Origin of the sequence: Paenibacillus ihuae, from assembly GCF_001368795.1 — a bacterium.
GTDB classification, from domain to species: Bacteria; Bacillota; Bacilli; order Paenibacillales; family Paenibacillaceae; genus Paenibacillus_AQ; species Paenibacillus_AQ ihuae.
This window is the reverse complement of sequence record NZ_LN831205.1, coordinates 141928-167458: the sequence shown is the minus strand read 5'-3', so window position 1 is coordinate 167458 and position 25531 is coordinate 141928. Positions and strand designations below refer to the sequence as shown.

Annotated in this window: 23 protein-coding genes and 1 pseudogene; 3 read left to right on the top strand and 21 right to left on the bottom strand. The window is 50.1% G+C overall.

Annotation, left to right across the window (positions count from 1 at the left end; all coding sequences use genetic code 11):
* Nucleotides 1-312 (top strand): annotated as a pseudogene (locus tag AQR02_RS29400) (nucleotidyltransferase domain-containing protein); the annotation flags it as partial.
* 438 nt (nucleotides 313-750) lie between these two features.
* Here the strand turns inward: AQR02_RS29400 and AQR02_RS29395 are convergent.
* The 6 genes from AQR02_RS29395 to AQR02_RS29370 all read right to left on the bottom strand — a co-directional run bounded on the left by AQR02_RS29395 (nucleotide 751) and on the right by AQR02_RS29370 (nucleotide 6453).
* Nucleotides 751-2550, bottom strand: coding sequence for an ABC transporter ATP-binding protein (locus AQR02_RS29395; protein WP_054943857.1), 1800 nt, complete (start codon nucleotides 2548-2550; stop codon nucleotides 751-753).
* 13 nt (nucleotides 2551-2563) lie between these two features.
* Nucleotides 2564-3019 (bottom strand): lasso peptide biosynthesis B2 protein, encoded by a 456-nt coding sequence (locus AQR02_RS29390; protein ID WP_054943856.1) that lies wholly within the window; start codon nucleotides 3017-3019, stop codon nucleotides 2564-2566.
* Nucleotides 3016-3315: a lasso peptide biosynthesis PqqD family chaperone gene (locus AQR02_RS29385; protein WP_054943855.1), complete on the bottom strand. Its 300-nt coding sequence runs from the start codon at nucleotides 3313-3315 to the stop codon at nucleotides 3016-3018. Before AQR02_RS29385 ends, AQR02_RS29390 begins: the two co-directional genes overlap by 4 nt.
* A gap of 3 nt (nucleotides 3316-3318) precedes the next feature.
* Nucleotides 3319-4254, bottom strand: coding sequence for a hypothetical protein (locus AQR02_RS29380; protein WP_054943854.1), 936 nt, complete (start codon nucleotides 4252-4254; stop codon nucleotides 3319-3321).
* A gap of 112 nt (nucleotides 4255-4366) precedes the next feature.
* The gene (locus AQR02_RS32175; RefSeq protein ID WP_054943853.1) at nucleotides 4367-4492 is read right to left on the bottom strand and encodes a paeninodin family lasso peptide; all 126 of its coding nucleotides are present in this window, start codon (nucleotides 4490-4492) and stop codon (nucleotides 4367-4369) included.
* Nucleotides 4493-4521: 29 nt separating this feature from the next.
* Complete coding sequence (locus AQR02_RS29370; RefSeq protein ID WP_054943852.1) at nucleotides 4522-6453, bottom strand: asparagine synthase-related protein; 1932 nt, start codon at nucleotides 6451-6453, stop codon at nucleotides 4522-4524.
* A 238-nt stretch (nucleotides 6454-6691) separates the two neighbouring features.
* On the opposite strand from AQR02_RS29370, the gene AQR02_RS29365 reads away from it, so the two are divergent.
* Both AQR02_RS29365 and AQR02_RS29360 read left to right on the top strand, forming a co-directional pair.
* A complete protein-coding gene (locus AQR02_RS29365) occupies nucleotides 6692-7276 on the top strand; it encodes a GNAT family N-acetyltransferase (RefSeq protein WP_054943851.1) in 585 nt (194 codons plus the stop codon).
* Between the two features lie 676 nt (nucleotides 7277-7952).
* Entirely contained in the window at nucleotides 7953-8951 is a 999-nt protein-coding gene (locus AQR02_RS29360) for an HD-GYP domain-containing protein (RefSeq protein ID WP_054943850.1), read from the top strand.
* A 54-nt stretch (nucleotides 8952-9005) separates the two neighbouring features.
* Here the strand turns inward: AQR02_RS29360 and AQR02_RS29355 are convergent, their stop codons facing one another.
* The 15 genes from AQR02_RS29355 to AQR02_RS29285 form a co-directional block, all read right to left on the bottom strand.
* A complete protein-coding gene (locus AQR02_RS29355; protein ID WP_054943849.1) occupies nucleotides 9006-9659 on the bottom strand; it encodes a M48 family metallopeptidase in 654 nt (217 codons plus the stop codon).
* A gap of 188 nt (nucleotides 9660-9847) precedes the next feature.
* Entirely contained in the window at nucleotides 9848-10240 is a 393-nt protein-coding gene (locus AQR02_RS29350) for a hypothetical protein (protein WP_054943848.1), read from the bottom strand.
* 142 nt (nucleotides 10241-10382) lie between these two features.
* On the bottom strand, nucleotides 10383-10643 hold the full coding sequence (locus tag AQR02_RS29345) for a hypothetical protein (protein WP_245237795.1): 261 nt from the start codon (nucleotides 10641-10643) through the stop codon (nucleotides 10383-10385).
* Between the two features lie 551 nt (nucleotides 10644-11194).
* Nucleotides 11195-13207, bottom strand: coding sequence for a serine hydrolase domain-containing protein (locus AQR02_RS29335; protein WP_245237794.1), 2013 nt, complete (start codon nucleotides 13205-13207; stop codon nucleotides 11195-11197).
* A 281-nt stretch (nucleotides 13208-13488) separates the two neighbouring features.
* Nucleotides 13489-13797 (bottom strand): hypothetical protein, encoded by a 309-nt coding sequence (locus AQR02_RS29330; protein WP_054943846.1) that lies wholly within the window; start codon nucleotides 13795-13797, stop codon nucleotides 13489-13491.
* Between the two features lie 115 nt (nucleotides 13798-13912).
* On the bottom strand, nucleotides 13913-14809 hold the full coding sequence (locus AQR02_RS29325) for an SDR family oxidoreductase (RefSeq protein WP_054943845.1): 897 nt from the start codon (nucleotides 14807-14809) through the stop codon (nucleotides 13913-13915).
* 204 nt (nucleotides 14810-15013) lie between these two features.
* Entirely contained in the window at nucleotides 15014-15439 is a 426-nt protein-coding gene (locus AQR02_RS29320) for a GGDEF domain-containing protein (protein WP_054943844.1), read from the bottom strand.
* On the bottom strand, nucleotides 15414-16250 hold the full coding sequence (locus AQR02_RS29315; RefSeq protein ID WP_054943843.1) for a sensor domain-containing diguanylate cyclase: 837 nt from the start codon (nucleotides 16248-16250) through the stop codon (nucleotides 15414-15416). Before AQR02_RS29315 ends, AQR02_RS29320 begins: the two co-directional genes overlap by 26 nt.
* 37 nt (nucleotides 16251-16287) lie before the next feature.
* Entirely contained in the window at nucleotides 16288-17988 is a 1701-nt protein-coding gene (locus AQR02_RS29310) for a hypothetical protein (RefSeq protein WP_054943842.1), read from the bottom strand.
* A gap of 348 nt (nucleotides 17989-18336) precedes the next feature.
* Nucleotides 18337-20946 carry an ABC transporter permease gene (locus AQR02_RS29305; RefSeq protein ID WP_054943841.1) on the bottom strand — a complete coding sequence of 870 codons (2610 nt, stop codon included), beginning with the start codon at nucleotides 20944-20946 and terminating at the stop codon, nucleotides 18337-18339.
* 13 nt (nucleotides 20947-20959) lie between these two features.
* Nucleotides 20960-21661 carry an ABC transporter ATP-binding protein gene (locus AQR02_RS29300; RefSeq protein WP_054943840.1) on the bottom strand — a complete coding sequence of 234 codons (702 nt, stop codon included), beginning with the start codon at nucleotides 21659-21661 and terminating at the stop codon, nucleotides 20960-20962.
* A gap of 211 nt (nucleotides 21662-21872) precedes the next feature.
* Nucleotides 21873-22214 (bottom strand): zinc ribbon domain-containing protein YjdM, encoded by a 342-nt coding sequence (locus AQR02_RS29295; protein ID WP_054943839.1) that lies wholly within the window; start codon nucleotides 22212-22214, stop codon nucleotides 21873-21875.
* Between the two features lie 135 nt (nucleotides 22215-22349).
* Nucleotides 22350-23357 (bottom strand): response regulator, encoded by a 1008-nt coding sequence (locus tag AQR02_RS29290; RefSeq protein WP_209444343.1) that lies wholly within the window; start codon nucleotides 23355-23357, stop codon nucleotides 22350-22352.
* Nucleotides 23348-23494, bottom strand: a complete 147-nt coding sequence (locus AQR02_RS32740; RefSeq protein WP_159067881.1) for a hypothetical protein — start codon at nucleotides 23492-23494, stop codon at nucleotides 23348-23350. The genes AQR02_RS29290 and AQR02_RS32740 overlap by 10 nt, the downstream gene beginning before the upstream one ends.
* The gene (locus AQR02_RS29285; RefSeq protein WP_054943837.1) at nucleotides 23491-25281 is read right to left on the bottom strand and encodes a sensor histidine kinase; all 1791 of its coding nucleotides are present in this window, start codon (nucleotides 25279-25281) and stop codon (nucleotides 23491-23493) included. Before AQR02_RS29285 ends, AQR02_RS32740 begins: the two co-directional genes overlap by 4 nt.
* Nucleotides 25282-25531: the final 250 nt, after the last annotated feature.

Here is a 25531-nt window from a genome sequence, read left to right as displayed (position 1 = left end):
GACCCCAGGTTGTATGCTCTGGCAGACAAACCGAAGGCCCGCCGACTGGCACAGCTCGCGTTATTCTATGTAGCCCGGATGGTCAATCTGCATAATCCGCCGCTTGCGCCGGAAGTCGAGCGGCACTTCAAATATTATCAGCCGGCGATCCTAACGCCGTGGCATCAGTTCCTGTACGTAGCCGGCTTCCTGTATCCGTATGCGGCGGATGCCAAAACTCTTCCGCTACCGAAGCCGCTGCATGTACTCTACTTCCCGCTTCGCCCTTTCCTGTGGGCTTGGCGGAAGGTAACCGGCCGGGGGGAATCCTGATAGTTACTCGCGATCGGCGGAATAACTGTATCTCGTACAACTACAATTTAACATTGCCGGGCAAAACAGGATTTAGCTGCACTTCGTACATCTAATCTGTAAGCATTCGGCGGAATATGAGCAATCCGGCATTTCCAATTGTACAATGTGCAACTAAATTCAAAAAGAGTTACAAAAGCAAGGAAATAACTGCAAGAAATACACTTAGCGCGGATGCAGCCCGGGAAGCCTGCGCATGTCCAGCTTGAATAGCACGTTTAGCGAAAACTTACGCATCACGCTTGAGCAGCAGACAAGCAGAGAATTTGAGAAGCACGATATAACTAAACAAACGCACCCGATCCCCACTGCTCGTGGAGACCGGGTGCGTTTTAAGTTGTGTTAGTGCATGAACCTGTATAGATGATCTACAGCAAGGGCCCCTAACTTACTACCAAGTTACATCGCCTCTTCCTGGCTGCTGAGCAGCCGGCTGAACATGCCGCCTTTGTCGGAGGCGAGTCCGCCGAAGACCCCCTGCTGAATCACGCGGCCCTGGTCGATAACCAGAATCTGATCCGCGCCGCGGATCGTGGACAAGCGGTGGGCGATGACGATCAGCGTGACGGAATGCTTCAGCCGGTCGAGCGCCTCCTGAATCCGCTTCTCGTTCTCGGTATCGAGCGCACTTGTCGCCTCATCCAGTACCAGGATGGACGGCTTGCGGATAATCGCCCGTGCCAGCACCAGCCGCTGCCGCTCACCGCCGGACAAGCGGATGCCGCGGTCGCCGATCAGCGTGTCCAGCCCCTGCGGCATCCTGCGGACAAAGTCGGCCGAAGAGGCAAACTCCATCGCTTCCCACAGCTCTTCCTCGCTGGCATCCGGTTTGATCATCGTCAGATTATCCCGAATGGTGGCGTTATACAGGAACGGGTCCTGCGCCACATAACCGATCGAGCGGCGGTAGGACAGCAGCCGCTCTCCCGTAATCGGCTTGCCGTCGGCAAGAATGTCGCCCGACTCGGGCTGCATCAGTCCCATGAGCAGATCAACCAAGGTGCTTTTCCCAGCACCTGAGCGTCCGACAATGGCTGTCATCCGGTTAGCCGGAATAGTGACATTGACCCCCTGCAGCGAATACTGCGGCTCCTGCGGCTGATAACGGAAATGGACATTTCTCGCTTCCAGGCTCTGTTCCAAGGTGATTGCTTCCACTGGCATCCCGCTTCCATCCGAAGTGCCCTGTTCGGCGGCCTTCAGACATTCCTCCTCCAGCTGCTTCAATTGCTTGAAGGAAGGCAGCACGGAGGCGAGCTGTTCCATCAGCGACTGCAGCGTGGCAAAAGTCGGCCACAGCCGGGCAAATACGAGAATGACCAACAGCAGATTCGGCCCTTCTGCATGCAGAAACCGGAAAGAAACGAAGATGAACACTGCGATCAGCAGTGTGGACGACATTTTGTAGAGCAATTGGGAGTTCGAACGCAGACGTGTATAATCCAGCTGTTCGTTCTTCACCTCACCGGTAAATTCATGCAGCCAGTCCAGCCGGGACTGCTCCAGATTGTTACTCTTGATATCCTTGATTCCGTTCAGCTGGTCGGAAATTCCGGCCAGATACATTTGGCCGAGCAGGGAACTGCGGCTTCCCAGCTTCTTGGCCTTACGGATAAATCTGCGGGAGAATAAGGAGAGCAGCACCGCACAGACCAATACCGCGAGAGTCATCTTCGGCGACAGCCAGAAGGCAAAAGCGATCTGTACCAGCGTGAACAGCAGCGAGGTAAGAAACTGCAGGAAGCAGCTGATGCCGGCAAGCACCCGCGCCATCTCCGTAGTCATGATATTGATCAGATCTGAGGTGCGTTTCTTCAGGAAAAAGGACCACTCTGCCCGCAGCAGAGCGCTATAAACTTCATATCGCAGCTGCCGGCTGTAGCTCTGCTGAATCTCCACGTTGCGGACTGCAACAAACCGTGAAATTAAATTCTGGCAGAGTACGATAAGGACGTATGCGCCGAGCACCAGCCCAAGCGCTGATGTCTGCGGCAGCTCCGATATGAACCCGAGCACAGGAAGATTGTACACAGCTCCTGTTCCGCCCAGCTGCAGACCCGCCATGCCCAGCATCGGCACAAGCAGCAGAATTGCCGAGCTCTCCAGCAGGCCGCTGATCACCATGCCCAGCAGATTCAGATACAGCTTCACTCCGGACAAGCGCTGAAGCTGCCGGATATAATAGATTATTGCTTGCATGAGCCCACCTCGATCACTCGGCTTGTATCACCTTCGCGAACTTCTCCACTACAACAAAACCCTTCATCACATCGTCACCGGAGACATAATAAGACCCGCTGCGCAGCCAGGCATGAGCAATCATCCGGCCCTGCTTGTCTTTGGCGACACCCATGTACAGTGTGCTGTCAATCCCTCGTTTTTCAAGCATTTTGAGGCCTGCCACTGCCCTGACCATGCAGGTGCTTTTCCAAGGAGTCACTTTGCTCCCTACCCGGATGGCCCGGGTGATCTCGCGGATCTTCAGCGCATCGGCGGCTTTGGACACCTCAGCAGTTTCCTGCGACTGAGCCCCGAGCTGGGGCGCCGTTTTATCGAACGGGAACAGCAGCCGGATTCTCGCGAGGAACAGACGCCATAAGGCTTCCGGAAGCAGCGCTACAACGGCCCGGTCATTAAGCAACAGACGAAACCGCCGCATTGCTGTCATGACCCGCTGTCAATGGCAACCAGATCCTCAGCCAGCAGGCTTTGCACAAATTCAAACACGTCCTGCTCTGCTGTCTCTGCCGGAACATCGAATGTTTCCTGAATAACCTGGACAATCCGGCTAATGGAGACCGGCTCATCCAAAGCAGACCAGATTTCTCCGCCGACCTCGCCCAGATTGTAATATTTGCCGTTCTTCACATTCAGCATGACCTTTTCCCCGTCCATATCACTGGCGATATTGCCCGGACGCTTAACGAGCACCGTTTGAAGCGACGATACATCTGCTGTATTCATCGTTTATCTCTCCTCCATGTGTGGCTTAATCGTGTCAAAAATCAGCGAGGTCTGCTGCGGAGCACTGAAGCCCTGTTTCGGCCGGGTCAGCCGGTACATCGGCAGCCGGTTCACGAAGGATGCCAGCATGCCAAAATGCCATTCCCGGATGCCGATCCGGTCGACCATCGCCTTCTGGTAGGTATGATTGAATAACGTATGGAACCGCTCCATCCCGCTGATGGGCTGCACGGTTACGGGGCCTTCCTCTTCAGACACCGCCAGTTCAAACACACCGGCAAGCGGCAGCGGCTCAGTCTGGAAGCGGTCATGCACCGGAACAGCAAACTTGGTTTCTCTTTCAAAAAGCGGACGGTAGAGGGACGAATTCATTCCCATATAGTCCAGGCTCTGCTGCCACAGCTTCTGCTGCGGATAACCTGGAACTGCAAGCGGCTGCCCTTCTTGCACCATAACGGGAATAACGTCGTCGCTGACCAGCAGATGTCCCTGATCCATCAAATACGAGGCGAGTGTTGATTTGCCCGCTCCTGAACGTCCAACAAGCGCATAAGCTTTGTTATCGAGTACCAGCGCACTGCCATGCAGCGGGAGAATCTTTTTCTGCATCAGCAGGACGCCCATGCAGCTCCCCAGAATATACAGCCGGACACAGTCCATATCCGCTCCAGCCGCAGGCGAGACAGTAATCCTAATCCCGTCCTGAATTGAAAAAATAGCCGTATCCTTCGCTTCGAACATCACCTCGCTGCCCAGCATACCAAGACTTGGAGTCACCTTGGGAATCGCCTGCCAGCGCTCCGCAAGCTCGCCGCGGATCACAGCCACGCTGCCGATCAATCCCGGCTCGTCTGTAAGGGGAAGCTCGGGCAAGGGGAATTCACTGAATATTTGCAGGCCGAAGGCTTTATAAGCCAGGCCTTGAACAGTACTCGCCATCAGATTCCCTCCCTAAGCCAATTTGTCACCCGGAATAGGCCGGATGATGGAAATAGCCCTTATCCCCCTCCAGCAAGCACAGGGGGATGAGGGCCGCGCGAACCATGAAATTTTAGGAATAATGTACGATCTCATCCGGATCATCTTGGAAGGAGTCGGCAATAGATATTCCTGGTCCAGCCATAGTCATTTTCACGTCGAGCACTTCCAAAGCAGGCTTGCTGTATTCCTTTTTCATATTTGTCACCCCCTTTCAGGCGATCTTCATTAAGACAGACGCTTCAAGAAACGGTAAAACACAAGTCCGCGTGTCAAAAGGCGAAAATCCGCATTAAAGATCAAGCTTGGTGCGGGCTCACTACCCAGCCGGTCCAAACATCCGGCGAGCCCGGTACTATTCAAATAGGCAGCCGCGCGGGCGTCCTGAGTCATTTCACGGAGCTCGCTCAGAAAGGCGCCCCACTGCGGAATCATCCGTTGGATACCATCCGCCCCCTGCACTCCGCGGCGCTTGCGGTTCAGCCTGACGTTATCCGGCAACCGGCCCGCCATCGCACGGCGGATAAGCGAGCGGTCTACCCCGTTCTGAACGTACTGTTCTTCCGGAACAGACAGGCAGAAACGGATGACACGCAGATCATTCGTCGGATCCCGGTCCCATATCCGGTATTTAAGCGACAGCTTAGTGGCGACTGTTCCGTTAACATTCCAGATATGCGGCTGTTCGAAATGTTTTCTTCGGATATCATAGACAGTCGTCGAAGAAGCGCCCACGGGCCCATTGAACTCCCTGAGCCGTTCATGCACTTCCGTCCGCTTGGCGAAGCCGGGATCAATCAGCTCAGGCACCGTCTCCTGCTGGCGGGGCAGCAGTCTGCCTAGTGAAGGGAACGCTTTTTTGCCGACAATCTGCAGCACCTTCCGGCGGTTCGCCTCCATGGACTGGGTATAGCCCTTGTTCTCACGATAAAAGGTAAGCCACCGGAATTCACGGATCAGCTTAGCCTGATAATCCAGAGCGGGTCCCCAGGAAATACTCCAGTTGCCTCTTTGTCCGCTGAGCAGCACGCCGATGTCCTTCTGCTGTGCCTGCTCATAGATTCCCTTCAACCAGTAGGAATTTTCGATAAATTTATACGGCATCTCCATGATATCCAGCCACTCATCAATCTCACTGTACGGGCTGCGTTCGGGAAAGTTCAGCAGACTGGGCTGAATGTTTCCTACATAATCGATCGTCTCCTGAATATAGGGACGTTCATCAGCCACCCTTTTCCCGAGATTGAATCCGGCAAAGCCGTCTACTGGATAGGAACTGAACGTATAAAGCGGCCGGCCGCGGTGCCGGAGTTCTTCAGCTGCGAAGCTGACAACCGAGCCGGAATCCAGCCCTCCGCTTAAGTTGGCCCCTGCTGCCAGATGGGTGCGAAGCCGGTCCTTCACTGCCCGTCCGAAGACTTCCCGGAACGCTTCTTCATATTCCCCGTTGGAGCTTAGGCGCAATTCCGGAGGAGCTTGCAGTGTGAAATAACGGGAGAAGGTGATGTTCCCTCCGGTTATAGAGATAGAATGTGAAGGAGGGAGCTGTTCGATCGATGGGTACACCGTCGAGAAGCAGTCCATAGCATCCACTCTATTCGGAATCGCCAAAAATTCAGAGACCCATTGATCATTCAGCTCATTCCCTGCACCCGCCAGCGACAGCAGCGGATGAATAACTGTGCAGAAAGTAAAGCTGCTCTGGGATCTGTGGAAATAAAGCGTCCGGTTGCCGGAGAAATCCCTTGCCCCAAACAATTTATGCTGCCGCTCATCCCAGATCATAAATGCAAAATCACCCACCAGATATACCGGTGCCTGCTCCCCCCACTTCTCATAAGCCAGCAGGATCAGCAGACTATCGGGAATAGATTCTCTGTCTGGCGCGGGTACGCGCAGTATATTCAATAATTCACTTCTATTATCAATGATCGCATCAGCTGTAATGGCCAGTTTCCGCTCGGGATCATAGTAAGGCAGTTGCTCATTTATAGATTGTGGTGTAATCCACTGTGACCGGCATCCGAGAAAAACACTCTTACTCTGCCAGCCCCTGGCATCGTCAGCCGGGTAACGGTTAAGCTGCTTCATCAACTCCGGTCCCTGCTCAGGGTCCAGATTATGCTGCTGTAGATGATAGATACCGGCGATTGCACTCATTATGAAGGCCTCCACCTGTTGGTTCTTTATAAAGAACATTTCTTACTATATAAGATAACTCGCTAACTACTGAATGTGAATTACACCAAGGAGTATATTTCGTTATCCTTTAGCGTATTGACCTGAGTGCACTTATGTGGTATATAGACAGGCCGAAATAATCGTATAGATTTTCTTCATGTACAGTCCGCAATTGACATGATATGTTATTGTTAATATTTTTTAGGAGGCTGTTTCTATGGAAAATGCTGTTGCCCATCCTATTCTGTTATCTTTTCCGGAAAGCTTCGAAAGTGAGCGGCTCCTGATACGGGCGCCCTTATGGGGAGACGGGGCTGCTGTGAATACAGCGGTGCTGGAAAGCCTTGATGAACTGCGTCCCTGGATGCCTTGGGCCAGGCTCCTTCCTACTCCTGAACAAGCCGAAGCCACCATTCGAAAATCCCGGCTGGAGTTCCTGGAGCGTAAAGACCTTAGACTCCTCCTGTTACACAAAACCTCCGGGGAAATCGTCGGCAGCAGCGGCCTACACCGGATTGACTGGCAGACGCGGAAATTCGAAATCGGCTATTGGGTGCGCTCCTCTTACAGCAGACAGGGCTATATCACGGAGGCGGTCCACGCGATTACGAACTACGCAGTTCAAGAGCTGCAGGCGAACCGGATTGAAATCCGCTGCGACACACGCAATACACCAAGCGCACGGGTTGCCGAACGTTCCGGCTTTACACTGGAAGGTATTCTGCGGAACGACAAATGTGATGTGGATGGCAAGCTGCGGGATACCATGATTTTTGCCAAGGTTCGGGGTGTGGAGTATTAATGCAGTACTTTTGTCCGGACGTATTAACGCAGCAGTTATAATAGAAGGAAAAATTCAGACAGAATCCCCGGGAGGTCAATTATGAGCTCTAGAGGATCTGAATTTTACGATAACGATGAATTCATAACGTCAATTCTAATCGATTAAATTAACAACGAGTTTAGTTATAAGTTTCACACATGCGCCAGGCACATATCCTATTTATTGCTTCGATGATCGGGGTCCAATATGCTTATGACATAATATTTTTGTAAATTTACTTCAAAAGTTGATTTCACAAAAAGTTCACTTTTGATTGTTTCAAAAAAATGTTATTATCACGTTTGTTATTTGCATTACAAGGTAATTAAAAATATGTTGAGAGATTCCTTATTTTCCATTTGTAGGATTAAAATAAAAATTATGATCTGAACAAAATATCCTCTTCTCGTCCCTTGCCTGAGTTATACATCGAATTATTCACACGTTTCCACAGGAGGAAACTCTTAATCACCCAGTTGAGATGTATATAATGTCTTATTTTTCATTTGTTAGTGGATATATTGACTCCTTGCTGATTGTCCCATTCCAATTGAATATAAGTCAACTAAATCAGGCATTTGATATTTTACGAGCTGGATTGAATTGATAAAAGTTTCAGGGGAGTACGATGTTCCCCGTAAGAAGAGGGAGATTTATGCGAGAAATATTGGGAAGAAAACTTAAACGAGATATTGTGTCCCCTATTGGCTTGACGATCATACCCGCTGAAACCATTTTATCTGAACAACATCTTCAACTTATTGCCAACCATAAAGCGGATCGCCAATCAATTTTCCTTTATCCGGATAAAATGGAACACAGAAAAAATCAAGTTAATGAAATTGTAAAACAGTCCGAAGAATTGTTCCATTCCATCAAACATACTTCAGAAATTCCTGTGAAGGATCTAACTACAAAGTTAGTTCCTCAATTACGTGAATTTGTGAATAATACTAATGTTTATGAGTTACTTGAAACGTTAAAATATCAGGATGACTATACATATCGTCACAATATCGCCGTAGGAGCTATCGCTACCCTTATTGGAAATTGGCTGAACCTGGATGAGGATGAACTTTCTTCGCTTACCTTAGCCGGGACAATGCATGATGTTGGAAAACTGAACATCCCGAGCGAGATACTCAATAAACCAGGTAAGCTGACTGTGGAAGAGTTCGACCTTATTAAAAGCCATACCATCATTGGCTATGACCTGTTAAAGGAGAGTTTTGGCCAAAATAGTAATGTTTCACTTGTGGCTTTGCAGCATCATGAAAAAGGAAATGGGAAGGGCTATCCCTACGGAATCCGGAAAAGTAAAATACATTATCACAGCAAAATTGTTATGGTAGCGGATGTATACCACGCAATGTCCTCAAAGCGGTCATACCATGAAGTAATACCCTTTTATGAAGTGATAAACCACATGCGAGCAAGTGCCTACGGTGAAATGGATCCCAAAATTTTATCTGTATTTCATACCAATATGATAAGACGCCTGATTGGACAACAGGTTGAACTCCTGGATGGAACAATATGTAAGGTTGTCTATGTGTATCCTTATGAGCAAGATGCTATTTTTCAGCTGGAGAATGGAACTTTTCTCGATTCCAGCAAAGATCACCAAATCCATATTAAAGAAGTATTTATTTGAAAATTTTTCAAGGGAAATCAGACGGCGGATCCCCTTGTTTTTGTCCTTGGCAGCTCAGAGCGTCATAAACTGACCAAAGCGGGCCAGAAACTCTTCCTGTCTTTTGTAATCCGGCATAACACTCCCGAGCCGCCGCCAAAAGGACCGGTCATGATTCATATGCAGCAGATGGCACAGCTCGTGGATAATCACATAATCAATAACCTCGGGTGGAGCCATCGCAAGCCGGTAGTTGAAGGTCAGCTTCTTATCGCTGCTGCAGCTCCCCCACTTGGTCCGTGACTCTACGATCTCGAACGACTTCGGTTTTACTTTCAGCACGGCCTGATACCGGGGCATCCGCTCCGCCACTATTTTCTTCAGGCTGGCAAAATAGAACTTCTTCAGCTCCAGCTTCAGCGCCTCGGCATCCCGCTCACCGGTTGTAATCAATTCATGCAGCGGGAATTCCTTGCCGAGGTACAGAAAGCTGCCCTCCTCCTGATATTCCTTCGCCTTGGGTACCTGCCGGGCCGCGGCCTGTTCACGGAGCTTCTCCATAATCCATCCGCTGTGACCCTGTACTGCATTCAGAATAACCTCTTCGGTTGTCCCTTTTGGAGCCTTCACAGTGATCCGGCCTGCTCCATCTATGTGCAGGGAAATTTTTTTGCGTTTACTGTATTGGACATTGAGAGTAAAAGTTTGATCTTCGAGCTGAATCTGCATGGCCACCATCTTTTTCATATGAATTGGGAAACAAACTGTTTGGACTAACTATAGCATGAATCTTGGGGACATAGCCCGTGTTACACAGCTAAACAGACCGCTCAGGTCTCAAGCTGCGGTCTGCCGATATTGTTTGTGCAAAGAAAAAAAGTGTCAGACTCCAGTATGTAGATCAATGGTTTATTATACTAACGATTTATTAGGTCCCTCATATAAGGAGTTATTGCAGAACCATCTTCGAAATCCTCTTCATCAATTAATGCCCAGTAGGAAATAAGGTCTTTATACATACTTATATGCTTCATAAGTTGACCTCTGATTCCGTTCCACATCCCAGGTAGAACTTTTCCCTCTGCAATAGCATCATCATAAGAAGAAATAACAAGGTTCATCAGAGCAAACTTTTCTTCCATGTTAAGTATGGCATTTTCATAAAAAGAAAAAAATCCAGCTACCCTAGATGAATTAGATACTTCATATACCCAATCTTGGGAATGTTTGTCCGGCTTAGGTAACCCTAATTTCTCGTTCAAACTGTTGATTGCTTCATTCGTAACATAATAACGTGGTAAGTTCTCCATAATCCCACCTAGTCTCTTGTTACATCACTTTTATGTAATCCAAGTTTCATTTAATAAAAATCGAATATCGTCCAATTCACTATTTGCTTGATCTCTTACAAAGTCAGTGTAGTCATGAAGTGTCTTCATTTTAGACTTACCCTTAGATAATCGTGACTATTGCAATATCCTTTCCTGCCCAAAGATTAAAGCTATAGCCTGTCTCAAGCAATTCCCAAGGTGCTTCGTCAACTATGAATGCCACATCGGCATATGTATCCCATGTACCCTCAATATGTCTTGTTATCCTAACTAGCACAGTCCATGTATCACCATAAAGTATTTTATCCTTGATTTCACCATAGTTTACAACTATATCACGCATCCACTCGTTCACCGGAAACTTACCTGGGTCTTTTTCCAACTTATATGGGCTTTAATGAACCTTCTGTCCACGTTAGCAATCCTCCTTCCTCGCAGCTTATTTCGGGTCCATTCCAATTATTAGTTCCTAGATCGCCGCTGCTATATTTAGCAAACGTCCTTCGTTTGTTTAATCAATGTCCTGCCAAGGTTCTGTCCCCCACTACGGATTTTTGGGCAACATACATCACTTCATCATTCTTACAAATGAACATATCTTTTGGATAATCCTTATATAAATCAATCAGGTGTACAGGTAAAATAGCAGTATCAAATCTCAGCACCGCCACCAACGTACATGAAACCATTATCTGAAACTTCCCATTCCAGCTCATCATTGAAGTATCGAGAGTCAAGTCCCAGCGAGTTTATTACTTCTGAAAAATGCCTGATAACCTCTCTGAAATTGAATTGATCACACTTTATATAAGTTTGAATATGAGAATATTCGGGCATAATAACACCCCTTGGGGTTAGATTTATATTACGATTCTACTCATTGGAGTGGCTCAGCACCGCATTATCCTCTGGATAGATCCCTAGTTATTAATTTTATGAACCTTCGTCGAGCACGATTACGCCAGTTGTGCTGTACTCCGGAATATTCAGGGACACATTGATCCGGAACTCCACATCGATCTCCTCTTCCCGGAATCCGATAGTATAAGTTACAATGTAAGGAGTCTCGATGTACAACAGGGTGAGCTGGAGGGTGTGCTGATTCTGCCAGGCCGCCGAAGTGATTACCTCTTGCCGGTGCAGTGACAGATCTTTGTAGAAAACATCCTGCGCATGCAGCATTTCTGTAAAACTGAACGGCAGCACATTATCCCGCTCGTCCCCATAGCACAGCTGAACCGTCAGCCGCTTTTCCTCTATCTCCAATACGATCTCCCTCAGCCCGTGAGGATTGTCATCCAGGCGGTAACCTTTGCGGCCATAATAAAGAGCCAGACTTGGAACGGGCTGAACCGGTGGAAGAGGATAAGTCCAAGCGGCTAATTTGTTTTGCAGCTCAAGTGTATCTGCATGGTTGTAAGCTTCCTTGCGGTCTAACTGGTCAATAATATATTCATAGATGAAATCTAGCAGTGTCTGCAGCTGCTGCATGCTCCCGAACGCGGCCGTTACCGCTATGACAATTTGTTCCCGGGGAGCAACCAGGCACAGCTGGCCAAAAGAACCGTCCCCTCTATAGCAGCCCCTGCGGCACAGATGAAACTGATATCCGTATCCCTGGGCGGAATCGGTACGGTCTTTCGGGGCAGACAGGCGGTTATCGCTCTGTTCCGAGGTAGCTAAGGCAAGATAACGCTCAGATACGATCCTTTTTCCAGCGTACTCTCCTTTATTCAGCAGCATCTGGCCGAATTTGGCGATACTTTCGGTAGACAGGCTCAGGCCCATCCCCCCGGCCGTGATCCCCAGCGGACAGGTTTCCCACACAGGTCTTGGGATTTCCAAAGGCTCAAACAAACGCGGCTGCAGATAATCAACCAGACTCTGGCCGGATACCTGCTCAATAATCGCCGACAGCATATAAGTACAGTGGGTGCTGTATACATAATGACTTCCCGGCTCATGCGGAACGTCCTGCGCCAGAAAAGCCCGCACCCAGTCTTCTTCCTGCGCAACAGCGCCATAAATGTTATCGTGATGGCCTGCGTTCATCGACAGCAGATGGTGTACCGTCATCCGGGCCAAATTTGGAGAAATGTCCCCTGGAAGTTTCGCCGGGAAGAAGGATATGACGGTGTCCGCAAGCGTCAAAAGCCCTTCGTCTATGGCAATACCAGCCGCGATAGAGGTGATGCTTTTGCTTAAGGAATATAGCAGCTGCGGCTGATCCAGACGATAAGGAGCCCGAGCAAATGCTGCCGTCACTACCCCGTCCTGCAGCAGCATGAAGGTGTTGACGGCGAGAGCCGACTGTTGGATTTGCGCGAAGAAGTCCAGCAGTGTGCGGGAAGACAGCCCGTGATCTTCGGGTAATCCTTTTAACAACTGCTGTTTTTTCATCCGGAGTTTACTGACTGCAGAATCCCACAGCTCAACTTTTCGTTCTCCGGGTAACCGGTATGTATCATACTTCAAGGCATAGGGATTAATTTCTACGGTTTTCCCTGCCTCTGCTTCCTTCTGTGCACAGTAAGTGAGCGAATCCGCAGGATTGGATGCGAAATCCTTCAGTAACATGTTCTGCAGCTGATCCAGCAATTGCTGCTCATCTGCGACTTGTAATTTCAAAGCCCCTCCGGTTCTCCTGACTTGCGATTTGTAATCGCCGCAATGATCAATGACCTCCCAGCCCGGCCATTCAGACTGTATCCGGGTTTGAGCTGCCGCAAAATCTTTGGCGTGCCAGATCTCTATCCTTTTTTGAGTAACGTCAATATGAAAGCCTGCAGCCGGAAAATCCTCCGTCCATTCGCTCAGCACTAAACTTCTGTAACCATATGACTTATTTATGCGGTTAATGAACGCTGGACCGTTCAACAGATAAGAGGTGAGCTCTCCGGCCAAAGGGAACAACAGCAGGTCATCACCGGCAAATCCTCCGTCCATTCGCTCAGCACTAAACTTCTGTAACCATATGACTTATTTATGCGGTTAATGAACGCTGGACCGTTCAACAGATAAGAGGTGAGCTCTCCGGCCAAAGGGAACAACAGCAGGTCATCACCGGCAAATTTCACACTTGCAACCAGGTCAACCCATTCTCTTGGTGATGAGGGAGCCAGAGTCATATCACTGGTATATGCTTCACGTTCCGCTAACAGTGCTTCTTGGGGATAGCCTACATAGGATGCAAGATCAAGTATGCCTTCATAGGCCCAAGTGATCTCCTAGCCCTGCCAGATACACCCCATGAGCCTTAAAAAAAGGTTGCGCAGCGGGATATCCAGGAGAATATCTTCGCCGCCATAAAATAACAGCTTCCTTTTCTCCAAATCTATTACTGCGCCGCCTTCCGCCCACACCTCATTCAACCATCCCGGTCCGGATTCCTCCGCCCGGGTCTGCCTTTCTATGAACGACAGAGCATACTCCGGCCCCCAGAACAAATCAGCCGGCAAAGTATTCGCACACCAGTGACTATAATACAACTCATAAGCCTGTTCTCTGACTATAATCAGATTTGCTCGTTGTCCCATGCCAGACTTCCCCTCCCGCTAAGCAAACAGCGCGTACCGGTTAGGAACCGGCACGCGCCAACTGAATTGCTGGTTATATTTAGTTTATCATCACGGGACAATTCCAGCTATTCCCTTAAGGCGTCGGCATGCCGCCGTTGGCATTCAGCGTTTCGCCGCTGATATAGCTGGATTCCTGGCTGGCCAGGAACACGTAGGCTGGAGCCATTTCGGCCGGCTGGCCGGGACGGCTGAGTGGCGTTTTGGCGCCGAAATCCTTCAGTGCCTCCACCGGCTGGCCGCCGCTCACCTGCAGCGGAGTCCATACCGGCCCGGGAGCCACCACATTAACGCGGATGCCCTGTTCAGCAACCTGCTGGGCGAGCGATTTACTGAAGGTGTTAATCGCTGCCTTGGTCGTTGCATAATCCAGCAGGATCGGTGCAGGTGTATAGGCCTGAATGGAAGAGGTATTGATAATGGTGCTGCCCGGCTTCATATGCTTAATCGCCGCCTTGCAGAGCCAGAACAGCGAATAGACATTGGTCTTGAAGGTGGCGTCGAATTGTTCTGTCGTCAGATCAGCAATATCCGGCACAAATTGCTGCATGCCCGCGATATTCGCCAGAATATCGATCCCGCCGAGCTGCTCCACAGCGGCAGCAATCAGCTGCTCACAGTACTGCTCGTCCTTGAGATCACCCGGCATCGCAACTGCCTTACGTCCGGCATCCTCCACAAGCTTCACTACTTCCCTTGCATCGGCTTCTTCCTCCGGCATATACGCCAGCAATACATCCGCCCCTTCACGGGCAAAAGCTATCGCCACCGCACGGCCAATCCCGCTGTCTGCTCCAGTGACAACCGCTTTGCGTCCGGTAAGCCGCCCGCTGCCTCGATAGGTCTCCGCACCGTCATCCGGCTTCGGATGCATCGCGGTTTCCAGTCCCGGGGCTGGCTGCTGCTGCTGATATTCCGGTGTTGCTTTGGGATATTGGGTCGCAGGGTCCTGAATCTTATATTGATCGCTCATTGTACATTCCTCCTCTGTGATTTCCACCTTGGTAATGACTATGGGTCAATTAACATTAGAAACGCTTTGACTCTCTTTATGTAACCATAATCCCGCCTGCTAAACATAAAGCCGGGCCGCCCCTTTACGAAGGGACGGCCCAGTTGTGCTTAAACAGCTCCAGCATATGTATGTTCTCTTCCCGAAATGATAATAAATATGCAGCTACTTGCTGACGCAGTTTCTGCCCTTCTTTTTTGCCCGGTACAAGGCAGTATCCGCCGCTTTCATGACTGCATCCGGTGTTTTGCTTTTCTCATTCTTTTGGGCAATCCCGATGCTGATCGTGATATAGATTTGTTTCCCTGCTCCCCCGCTGCGCGATTTTGATTTGCGTTTAGCCTTACCTTTGCCCCGGCTCTGCCCTCGTACTGTGAACCCGCGCTTCGCGACCTTCTCTCTTAGCTCTTCCAGATGCGGCATAGCCTCCTGGATGCTTTTGCCCGGGAACAGAATGGTGAACTCCTCCCCGCCATAGCGGAAGGCTTTGCCTCCCCCGGTCACGTCCTTAACAATCGAAGCCACCAGCTTCAGCACCTCGTCTCCGGTATCGTGGCCATAGGTGTCATTGAATTTTTTTGAAATGGTCAATATCCAGCATGGCAATCGCATAGTTCATCCCCAGCTTCAGCATGTCCTGCTTCAATGCCCGTCTGGAAGGCAGGCCGGTAAGCTCATCGGAGAAAGCCATGGCATATGAATCTTGAATAATGGAGGTGATCAGAATGATGCCTGACATTGTCCACAGCAAGGCGTAGGCGACTGGATCATGATCCAGGTGCAGTACGTAGAATATTCCCAGCAGCACTGCCATAAAAGCAACATCCTGTGAAGACCTGTAAGACATTTGCCGGATTATCAGCCGGATAAAGGTGAGTATGAAGATCATCAGGGACAGCTGTGATAACGGCGTCAGCCCCTGCAAATTCACAGACAGCAGCTCCATCTGCAGCCGCTCCAGCAGAGCGCTTCTCTCCGGGAGCATCGCCCAGACGGCAGCCGCCGCCTCTGCCGCAATCAATCCCAGCCGGATCGATCCCCATAAGCTGAATATCCCCCGTTCCTTGAAGAAGGAAAAAATAAGAATATTCACCGGCAGCAGCACACACAGGATAACGTACAGATCAGGTAAAGCCATGGCTGCACCCGTTCCCGGAAGCTTAGGTAAATACTGCAGCGAAGCTGCAGCCAGCGTAAAAATAACCATCTGGAAAAACTCCCGGCTGCGGTTGAATTTCCAGGCGAGGACACCCCCGGTCAGAAATACGGCGTAGGGTGCCAGCTTCAGTAAATCCAGCTGCGGACCGGACAAGGCCTGCACGTTCTTATAAGCCAGATAAGCCAATACCATTAACAATAAGGGCAACACGATCATGGAAGCTGCTTTGATTAACTTGTTCAATGTGGTTTAAATCCTCCGTGTCGGTGTCTGCTATCCGTCATCCCTTCACAGGAATCGTATAAAACATCCGGGACCCGTTGCTGTTGGTATACCAGATAACCTTGCCGCCGCTGACCACCGGATTGCATTCAGACAGTGCAAAATATTTGATACTCTGAATATCCCCGGCAGCTTTGCCGCTTCCATCGATAAACACATATTTCACATCACCGGGATGATTTTCTTTATCGAACTCCTGCCACAGCACCATCATTCGATCATCCGCTATCCGGACAAGCTTAGGAATGGACGCTATCCGGTCCGTGCCCACATACTTAGCCAGTGTAATCGTATGAACGGAGGCGCTGTTCAAGCTGCTTTTTGGCAACACACTCAGAAGGATATCCCGCTGATCCGTCTCCAGACCCACCATCTCATAAGAGGTATATTCGCTGACCAAAGAATGGTCAATCGAATTCATGGCAGCAATATAGCTGCTTGAGGACATTTCGAACCCGCCAATAGAAACCCCGGTCATATTCGCTCCGGTTTTACCCGGGATATCAAACAAATCCACCTCGCTATAACTCGTTCCGTCTCCTTTATGCAGAACAACCGAACGGGGATAAGCATCCCCATGATCCACAAGCACCTGTGCACGGCCGTCAAACAGCACGTATTGATCAAAAGAGTGGCTCACATGATTTTTCTGAAAGCGTCCCAGATTATTGGTTACGGTCATGCTTGAGGTATTTACGATAATAGTCAGCTGGGATTGATGATTCAGCTTGTCCTCTGTGGTGTATCTTGTACGCGAGGTATGGAATACCAGAGTATCCCCTGACTCAGCCATTCTCCCAGACCCGGCATCAAAAGGACCTACTGTATAGCTCTGACCGCCCGTAATAGAGGCACTGCTGATTCTGTTGAAGCTTTTATCGTATTTAACAATGCGGATCACTTCTTTGCTGTCGTTCTCTTCCCGGTTCTCTTGTCCATACGCAATATAATTATATTGCTCACCGCTATAAAAGCCGCCAAACAGCGGAAGCTCGTAAGCAATCTTTTGCGTTGCAGTTCGTTCATAGTTTGCATTGTACGTGTCAATCGTGACCTCTTTGCCTGCCTCTACGACACTTACCGTCCCGTCTGAGTTATTGACAAGGTAGGACGACACTGTACTTTTCCATCTTGGAAAATCAGAGGACTCCGCATTATCCAACGCTTCACCGGATGCTTGGGTACGATAGGCATTGTCCGGTGTTCTGGAGAACATCACCAGCCGGTTCAGCTGACTGTCATACTCCAGCTCGAATGGGATTTTGCCGGCCAAATCTCTTAATTGAAAGTAATTGCTCCCCTCAATATTGTAGGCCTTAATAGACTGCAGCACCCCGTCGATCATCACCTTGGAGGTTGACAGCACGGCAGCATAAGCTCTGCTCCGGCTAAAGTACATACTGTCTTCCCTCCCTTGAGGCGTATAGGCTCGTCCTGTTACGATTTCGATGGCCTTATTCTGCTGATTCCAGGTGATATCGAACTGACTCGAGGTTCCCGAGAAATTCCGGGCCAGATCACGCAGATTGAAATAATTGCTGCCCGCGATATTGAAGCCGTTAGAGCTCTTTTCTTCCCCGTTAAAATAAGTACTGCTCCCTGTCACCGTGGCCTTCACCGTATTGCCCGCAAAGGTTGTGGTGCCAAAGGCCGGTGTTACCATGAACAGCACAAGCAACAGCCCAAAAATCCTTTTCATTGATGTTTCCCCCATTAAATGCGATATGTACAGCGAAATAACGTGCGCCTGTTATTACTTATCGGCAATTGTGCTTCGCTGGTTGAGTTATAAACGCATGCTTCACAACCGTACCCTGATCAGCTCATAGGAAACTTCTTCATCAAATTTCAAAACCGTTCATATTTCCGAGCAGCTCTGTCAGATTTGATTTCTTGGCCAGAATAAGCTGTTCATCCTCAGGTTTGTTGTTTGTCACCCAGCACCAGCCGGATTTTTTCATATACGGCGGTTCATCACACCTCTTCCATCTATAGCCTGTGACAAAGACCCTCCCGGATTCCCGGAAGGGTCTTCATTCTCCAGCTCTTACTCCACCGACTTCAACGCCTCAATCATATGAATCCGCTTGAGCTTCATATGCATAAAGGCCATCACGATTCCCGAGAACACCATAGTTAACAGTGCCGCATAAATATAGCTCGGCCACTTGATGATTGGAGCGAACATCGTCGCATCCAGCTCAGCGGTCTGCAGGACGAAGCTGTGCAGCACAATGCCGAGACCCGAACCGGCTGCAATGCCGAGAAGGGTCAGCAGGATATTTTCCCGGTAAATATACATCGTTACTTCGTTGTCGTAGAAACCCAGCACCTTGATGGTTGATAGCTCGCGGATACGCTCGGACACATTAATGTTGGTCAGATTATAGAGTACGACAAAAGCCAGCGCCGCCGCAGATACAATGAGCACCAGCGTGACAACGTCCATGCTCTTCATGGTCTCGTCAAAAGCCGAGCCCACGCTGCTGGAGAAGCTGACCGCGGCAACACGCTCACTTCCCGTCAGCTTTTCACCAAACTGGTCTTCCCAGGCGCTATCCTGCACGTTATAATTCAGCAGCGAGGTGTTGTAGACAGGTTCTTTACCGAATACGGAAGAATAGTACGCTGGTGTCATATAGGCATAGTGCAACACATAGTTTTCCGTAATTCCCGTGATACGGATGTTGAACAATTCGTTCCTGCTATCGACCAGAGTGAGGGTGTCTCCCGGCTCCAGCCCGTACAGCTTAGCCAGCTTTTCCGAAATTACGGCCCCCTCGGCTGCAAGCTTCTGTCCTTCCCCGCTGATCCGTTCCCGCAGCTCCACATAGTCAGACAAGGAATCCATAGCTTCCGGGACGAACAGATTCACATCCTGGTCATTTACACCCTGGGCGTGTGCAATCATCGATTCCTGCGCTACATTCAGCGTCCCTTCTATGGCAGACTCGCCGCTAATCAGCTGCTCGTAGGATTTCTGGGCAGCAGCAGGCGCATCGGTACGCAGCGCTACAAGCGCATCGTATTTCATAATCGTTCCGAACTGCTGTCCGGCAATGCTGCCAATCGAATCCTTGAGGCCGAATCCGGTCAGAATCAGCGCTGTACAGCCGGCTACTCCGAATACGGTCATGAACATCCGCTGCTTGTAGCGGAACAGGTTCCGTGCAGTCACCTTTTGGACAAAGCTCAGCCGCTTCCACACAAAGGATACCCGCTCAAGAATAATCCGCTGTCCGTTCTTCGGTGCCTTCGGACGCATTAATACGGAGGCTTTGCCGCGCAGCTCTATCCGGGCAGCAAACCATGCTGTCAGCGTGGTGCAGACCAGCGCTACAATCACTGAAATAACCGAATACGAGGGATAGAAGCTTCGGATGAGATCCGGCAGATTATAGAGTGAGCTATACGCATTGAAGATAATGGTGGGCAGCAGGGTAAAACCAACGGCGAGGCCGACCGCCGAACCCGTCAGGCTGGCAAGCGTGCCATAGACCAGGAACTTGGCCATAATATCACGGTTACCGTATCCTAGCGCTTTCAAGGTCCCGATCTGCAGCCGGTGCTCCTCAACCATCCGCGTCATTGTCGTCAGGCTGACCAGCGCAGCAATCAGGAAAAAGAATACCGGGAACACGCTCGCAATCGCCGACAACCGGTCAGCATTGTCTTTGTATTCGGCATACCCCGGATTTACATTCCGGTCAGTGACATAGATCTTAGGCGGCTTGAGTGCTGCCAGCTGCCGTTCACCCTCAGCCAACTCCGCCTTGGCGGCAGCCAGTTTCTCGGAGGCTGTATTCTCCTCTGCCAACAGTGCCTGCTGCTGCTCTGCGGCGGCCAGCTCCATACGGCCCTTGGCTAGCTCCGCTTCACCCTCAGCCCGCAGCTCCGCAAGCCGCGCTTCCGGCACGCCTGACATCGCCTGCTCCACAGAGGTGGTGTGCTGCTCCATCAGGGACTCATACTCCGGGCTGTAGGCTTCTGCCCCTGCAGTATCCTTGAAGGACAGGTAAGCCTCCGTATAAACCGGCAGCTTGAAGTCCGATTCCGGGATGGCTGCGAACGCATCGGCCGTACCTTTGCCGATCGTGCTGGTTCCGCGGTTGTTCTTCTCAATGAACTGGGGACTCCGTACAAAGCCCACAACTGTATATTCCAGCGTTCCGAATTTCTCCGACAGAATTGCATCCGTACCATTCCCGCTGAATACGACAGTGTCACCCAGCGCATACTTCTTGTCCAGCAAGTCATCCAGCACGATCTCTCCTGATTGCTCCGGCAGACGGCCTTCCATCAGGCGGTACTGGTTAAGCGGCTTATCAGCATTGTAGGACAAGACCTTAAGAATTACTCCGTTATCACCGGCAAATACATCCGCGCTGTAGCCGGGCTGCAGCACATCGACTTCCGGCACTTGCTTCAGCAGTGCAACATCATCTTCCGTCAACCCATAGGTGCTCTGCACTTTCAGGTCCATCAGCCGGGTCCCCCCGTAGAAGGTGCCTGCGGTATCCAGCATATCCGGCCCCGCTGCCTTAATTCCGGAGAAAAAGCACACGCCCAGCATAATGATCGCAAAAATTGAAATGAAGCGGGCCTTGGTATGCCCGATCTCCCGGAAGATATCCTTCCATAACGCCCGTTTGTTCATAGCTGTCTTCTCCTTACCATTCGATATCGTCAACAGATACCGGTGAAGGATTGATGACCATCTTCCGTACCTTAGCGTTGTTAATTTCAATCACCCGGTCCGCCATCGGCGCAATAGCCAGATTATGGGTGATGACAATAACTGTAGTTCCGGTATTGCGGCACGTATCCTGCAGCAGCTTCAGCACCTGCTTGCCAGTGTTGTAGTCAAGCGCTCCCGTCGGCTCGTCGCAGAGCAGCAGCTTCGGCTGCTTAGCCAGGGCCCGGGCAATCGCAACGCGCTGCTGTTCCCCGCCCGACAACTGGGCCGGAAAATTATTCAGCCGCTCCTTTAAGCCCACCTCCTCCAGAACCTTACGCGCATCCAGAGCACGCGGAGAAATCTGGGAGGCCAGCTCGACATTCTCCAGAGTGGTCAGATTGGGCACCAGATTGTAGAACTGAAACACGAAGCCCACGTCATTGCGCCGGTAGCCGGTCAGCTCCTTGGCACTGAACTTGGCAATATCGGTACCATCCACAATGACCTGACCTTCATCCGCCGAATCCATCCCGCCCAGAATATTGAGTACGGTCGATTTGCCCGCACCGCTGGGACCAACAATGACCGCAAATTCACCTTTGTTAATCTCAAAATCAATCCCGTCATTGGCTACGATCACAGTTTCACCCATTTTGTAACGCTTGTACTCACCTTTCACAGCAACAAAACTCATTCCTCTTCCTCCAGTCTCTAACTAAGGCCAAACCCAATCCCCGTTCTGCTTCCAACAGGTACAATCGCACTGGGCTACTACATCTTTACGTTCCAGTTTATCACAAATACAAGGTCCAATCCCTCCATGGTGCACAGCAGACTCCGCTCCGATAAACACGTACAGGCCCACAGGAGATTACGCTCCCATGGGCCTGCCTATGATTCCCGTTCTATGCTTTTCTGACAAACTCCGATTTCAGCTTCATCGCGCCGAAGCCGTCAATTTTGCAGTCGATGTCATGATCGCCTTCAACCAGCCGTATGTTCTTCACCTTTGTGCCGATCTTCAGCACCGAGGAGCTCCCCTTGACCTTCAAATCCTTAATAATGGTTACAGAGTCTCCGTCGCTCAGGACATTGCCGTTGGCATCCTTAACAACCTTCAGGTCTTCGCTGTTCCCATTCTCTGCACCGGCAGTCCATTCATGCCCGCATTCCGGACAAACCAGCTGAGCTCCGTCCTCATAAGTGTACACTGAGCTGCACTGCGGACAATTCGGCAATTCATTCATCATTCATTTCTCCATTCGCACTTAGGTTCCTTGTTGCGGTTCGCGGTAACTCTCTTATTCTAGCATATCTGTAAAAGTTGAATATATGATATATGAATATTTGAAACATAGCGAGTATACTTGACCGGATCCCTGTTAATCTCCCGTAGCATCCAGTCCCGTCAAAAGCTCGGCATACAAGGATTTGACTTCAAGCGAGGGACTTACGCCGATCTCCGCACGCAGGGTCTCCGCAAATTGCAAATACTGCCGGGTCAGCGCCTCTTTGTTCTTCAATTGGGCAGAAGCCGTCAGCAGCAGCATTAGCGATTCCTCATCCAGCTCATTGCGGGAGAGCAGCTTCATCAAAAGCCGGGTAGCGGCACCGGCCTCTCCCCTATCCAGCAAAGCGGCACATAGACGCCGGGTAAAGCGGGTATACATCTGTGAGATCCGTTCAATCTCGTTCCAGGCCCAGGCAAACACCTGATCACCGAATAGATCTCCCATGAACAGCTGTTCCAGCTCTATTGCGGCATCAATATTCCTTTCATCGATTACCGCCAGCCTCCGGCAGCCCTCCTCAAAGGCCAGCACATCCACCCGGACTCCGCTAAGATTCAGCCCGTAATGCTGATTCTCGGAATGCAAACTCTTTTTTAAGCCATAGGTGTCCAGCAGCTTCCGCAACTGATAGATCGTTGTGTTGAGATAGATTTCGGCATTTTTTTGCGGCAGACCGTCAAAGATATCCTCGATCAGCCTGCTTCTGGAGACAAGCCTGCCTTTATGGACCAGCAGGTAGGCAAAAACCTCTGCGCTTTTTTTGGATTTCCATTTTGTCTTGATTCCCTGTGTGCTGTGAATTTCAATCCCGCCCAGGCAGCTGACCAGTACTTCAGGATTCCGCTTCTCCGGAGCCCCTTCTGCCGCATTCTCCAAGCGGATTTGTGCAACCACCCGTTGTACGGTATGGGTAAGCCTCTCGTGCACTACCGGTTTGACGATATAGTCAAAGGCATATACTTCAAAAGCAGGCAGCGCATATTCCTTATGGGACGTAATGAAGACTAGCTTCGTACCCTTGCCGCTCTCCCGCAGCCGCTGTGCAAATTCCAGCCCATTCTCGCGGGGCATGCTGATATCAACGAAGATCAGATCCACCTCATGATGGGTAAATACGCATAAGCGGCAGCTGTATCTGCAAATATACCGGCGATTTCAACCTCTGCCATTTTGGCAAGCATCCGCTTCAGGATTAAGTGCATGGCCTTCTCATCATCGATAATGATCACTTTCATACCATCCTGCCTCCTGACACAAACGCGGGAACCGGCGGGAGCGGAAGTGAGAAATAGAAGGTGCTCCCAACCGAAGGTATGCTGTCAAACCAGATTTCGCCCCCGTTCAGGCGGACAAATTCCCTGCATAGTGATAACCCCAGGCCAATCCCGCGCTCTCCCTCCGTTCCCAGTAAAGAGACCGGGTACTTGTCCTGCAGCAGCGTATCGGCTTGTTCCCGGGCGATTCCTTCCCCCGTATCCTTTACAGAGACTACTATCATCGTATCCTTCTGCTCTGCCTTCAAAGAGATGGTTCCTCCAACCGTTGTAAATTTAATGGCATTCGTCAAAAGATTACGGATAATCAGATCGAGCATCTCTTTATCAGCGTACACATAGGTCCCTTCCGGAATCTCGGAAATCAGACGGATCTGTTTGCTGCCGCTGCGAACGGATAACAGCCGTAAATTCCATTCCACCGACAGAGCCAAATCACTTTCAAGCGGCTGAAGCAGAAGCCCCCCGGTCTGGGTATGGAAAAATTCCAGCAGGCTTTCCACCAGGGCAAACGTATTGCTGATCTGCTGCCCCATCTCCTCGACAACCTCCGTCCGGCTCTCTCCGTGCTCCTGCATTTCTTCCTCCAGCAGCTCCATCAGGTTGACGAGCACCGCTATCGGATCACGGATGTCATGGGCAACCACACTGAACATTCTGTCTTTGAACGTGTTCAGTTCACTAAGCTGTCTTGCATTATCAAGCAGTCTTTCCTCAGTGCGCACACTGTCTGTTACATCGCTTAAGAGCAGCATTTTCCCGACAGGCCTATGGCTGTTATTCCGGATATAAGACAGCTTGACATGATAGAATTTGTCTCCGGAGCGGCTTGAGAGCTGAAGCTTGCTTATAGTGGAAGGCTCTTGCCTCATTAGCTCTAATAAAAAGGGAGAGCCGGTGAATATCTCGGAGGCCGTTTTGCCGATACTCCTGCTGCTTAATCCGTCAATCACTTCTCCCGCCGAGCAGTTGAAGCTTGTAAGAATATGATCAAGGTCAAAAACAATGACGGCTTCCTGCATCGAGCCGAATACCTGCTGAAGCGCCAGTGGGGCGAGCCGCAGCATATTAAACTGATAAATTCCCCAGATATAAAAAACCCCCGAAATCAAAAAACCGAACGGTGAAATATCAACCGGCATATAGACCAGACCGCTCAGATACACGAGGGTGAAGCCGTAGGGCCCCCAGGAGCCGATGATTATGAGCGCGACCGGTATCCTCATCCGGGGAGCGGACCTCATAAACATTTGCACCAAAAATACCATTCCAATTACAAAGAAGCTATAGGAATAGAACACATGCAGCGCATACAACGGGCCTTTCACGAGCGTAACCAGCGGGAAGCCTTCCGTGTAATTCAGGGTCATGCTCTTATAGAACAAGTGATGCCACTCATTGGTGTTGTGGGCTATAAAGGTAATTACCGGGACAATCATCAGCAGCAGAACATTTCTCCGGTTTACCCAGGCCTGCCGCCCTGTATATTGAAGCACCATAATAAACCACAGCACTGTCCCGAAAGGAATTCCGATATATTCAACCCGCAGCCAAAAACGGATATGCTCCAAAGTGGTACTGAGAATCTCAAAAGCATAACCAAAGCTGTAAAAGGACCCTGTCAGCATGCCAAGGCCGTAGCTGATAGCGATCGGCAGGCTTCTTCTCTTCCAGCAAAGATAAGCCAAAACCAGTGAACAACAGGTAGCTGCCATCAGCAGTGCAAACAAATACAAATTATAGCTCATCCAGGGCTGACCTCTTTCAAGAATAAATCGGGAATCTATGCCTCCTATGTTAACAGATCGGCCTCGGGTAGAGTAACTAAAAATTAAAATTTTTCGACAAAAAAAGCCAGCTTTCGCCCTTATAGGCGAAGCCGGCTTGCAATTGTATACAGACCCCGCTTCAGGCGCCTGTATGAATGTCTGTTTGTGCTTATTTCAAAGTTTCCAAAAGAGCCTTGAGCTCCGGATTCAGCTGCAGTACATGCAGAAC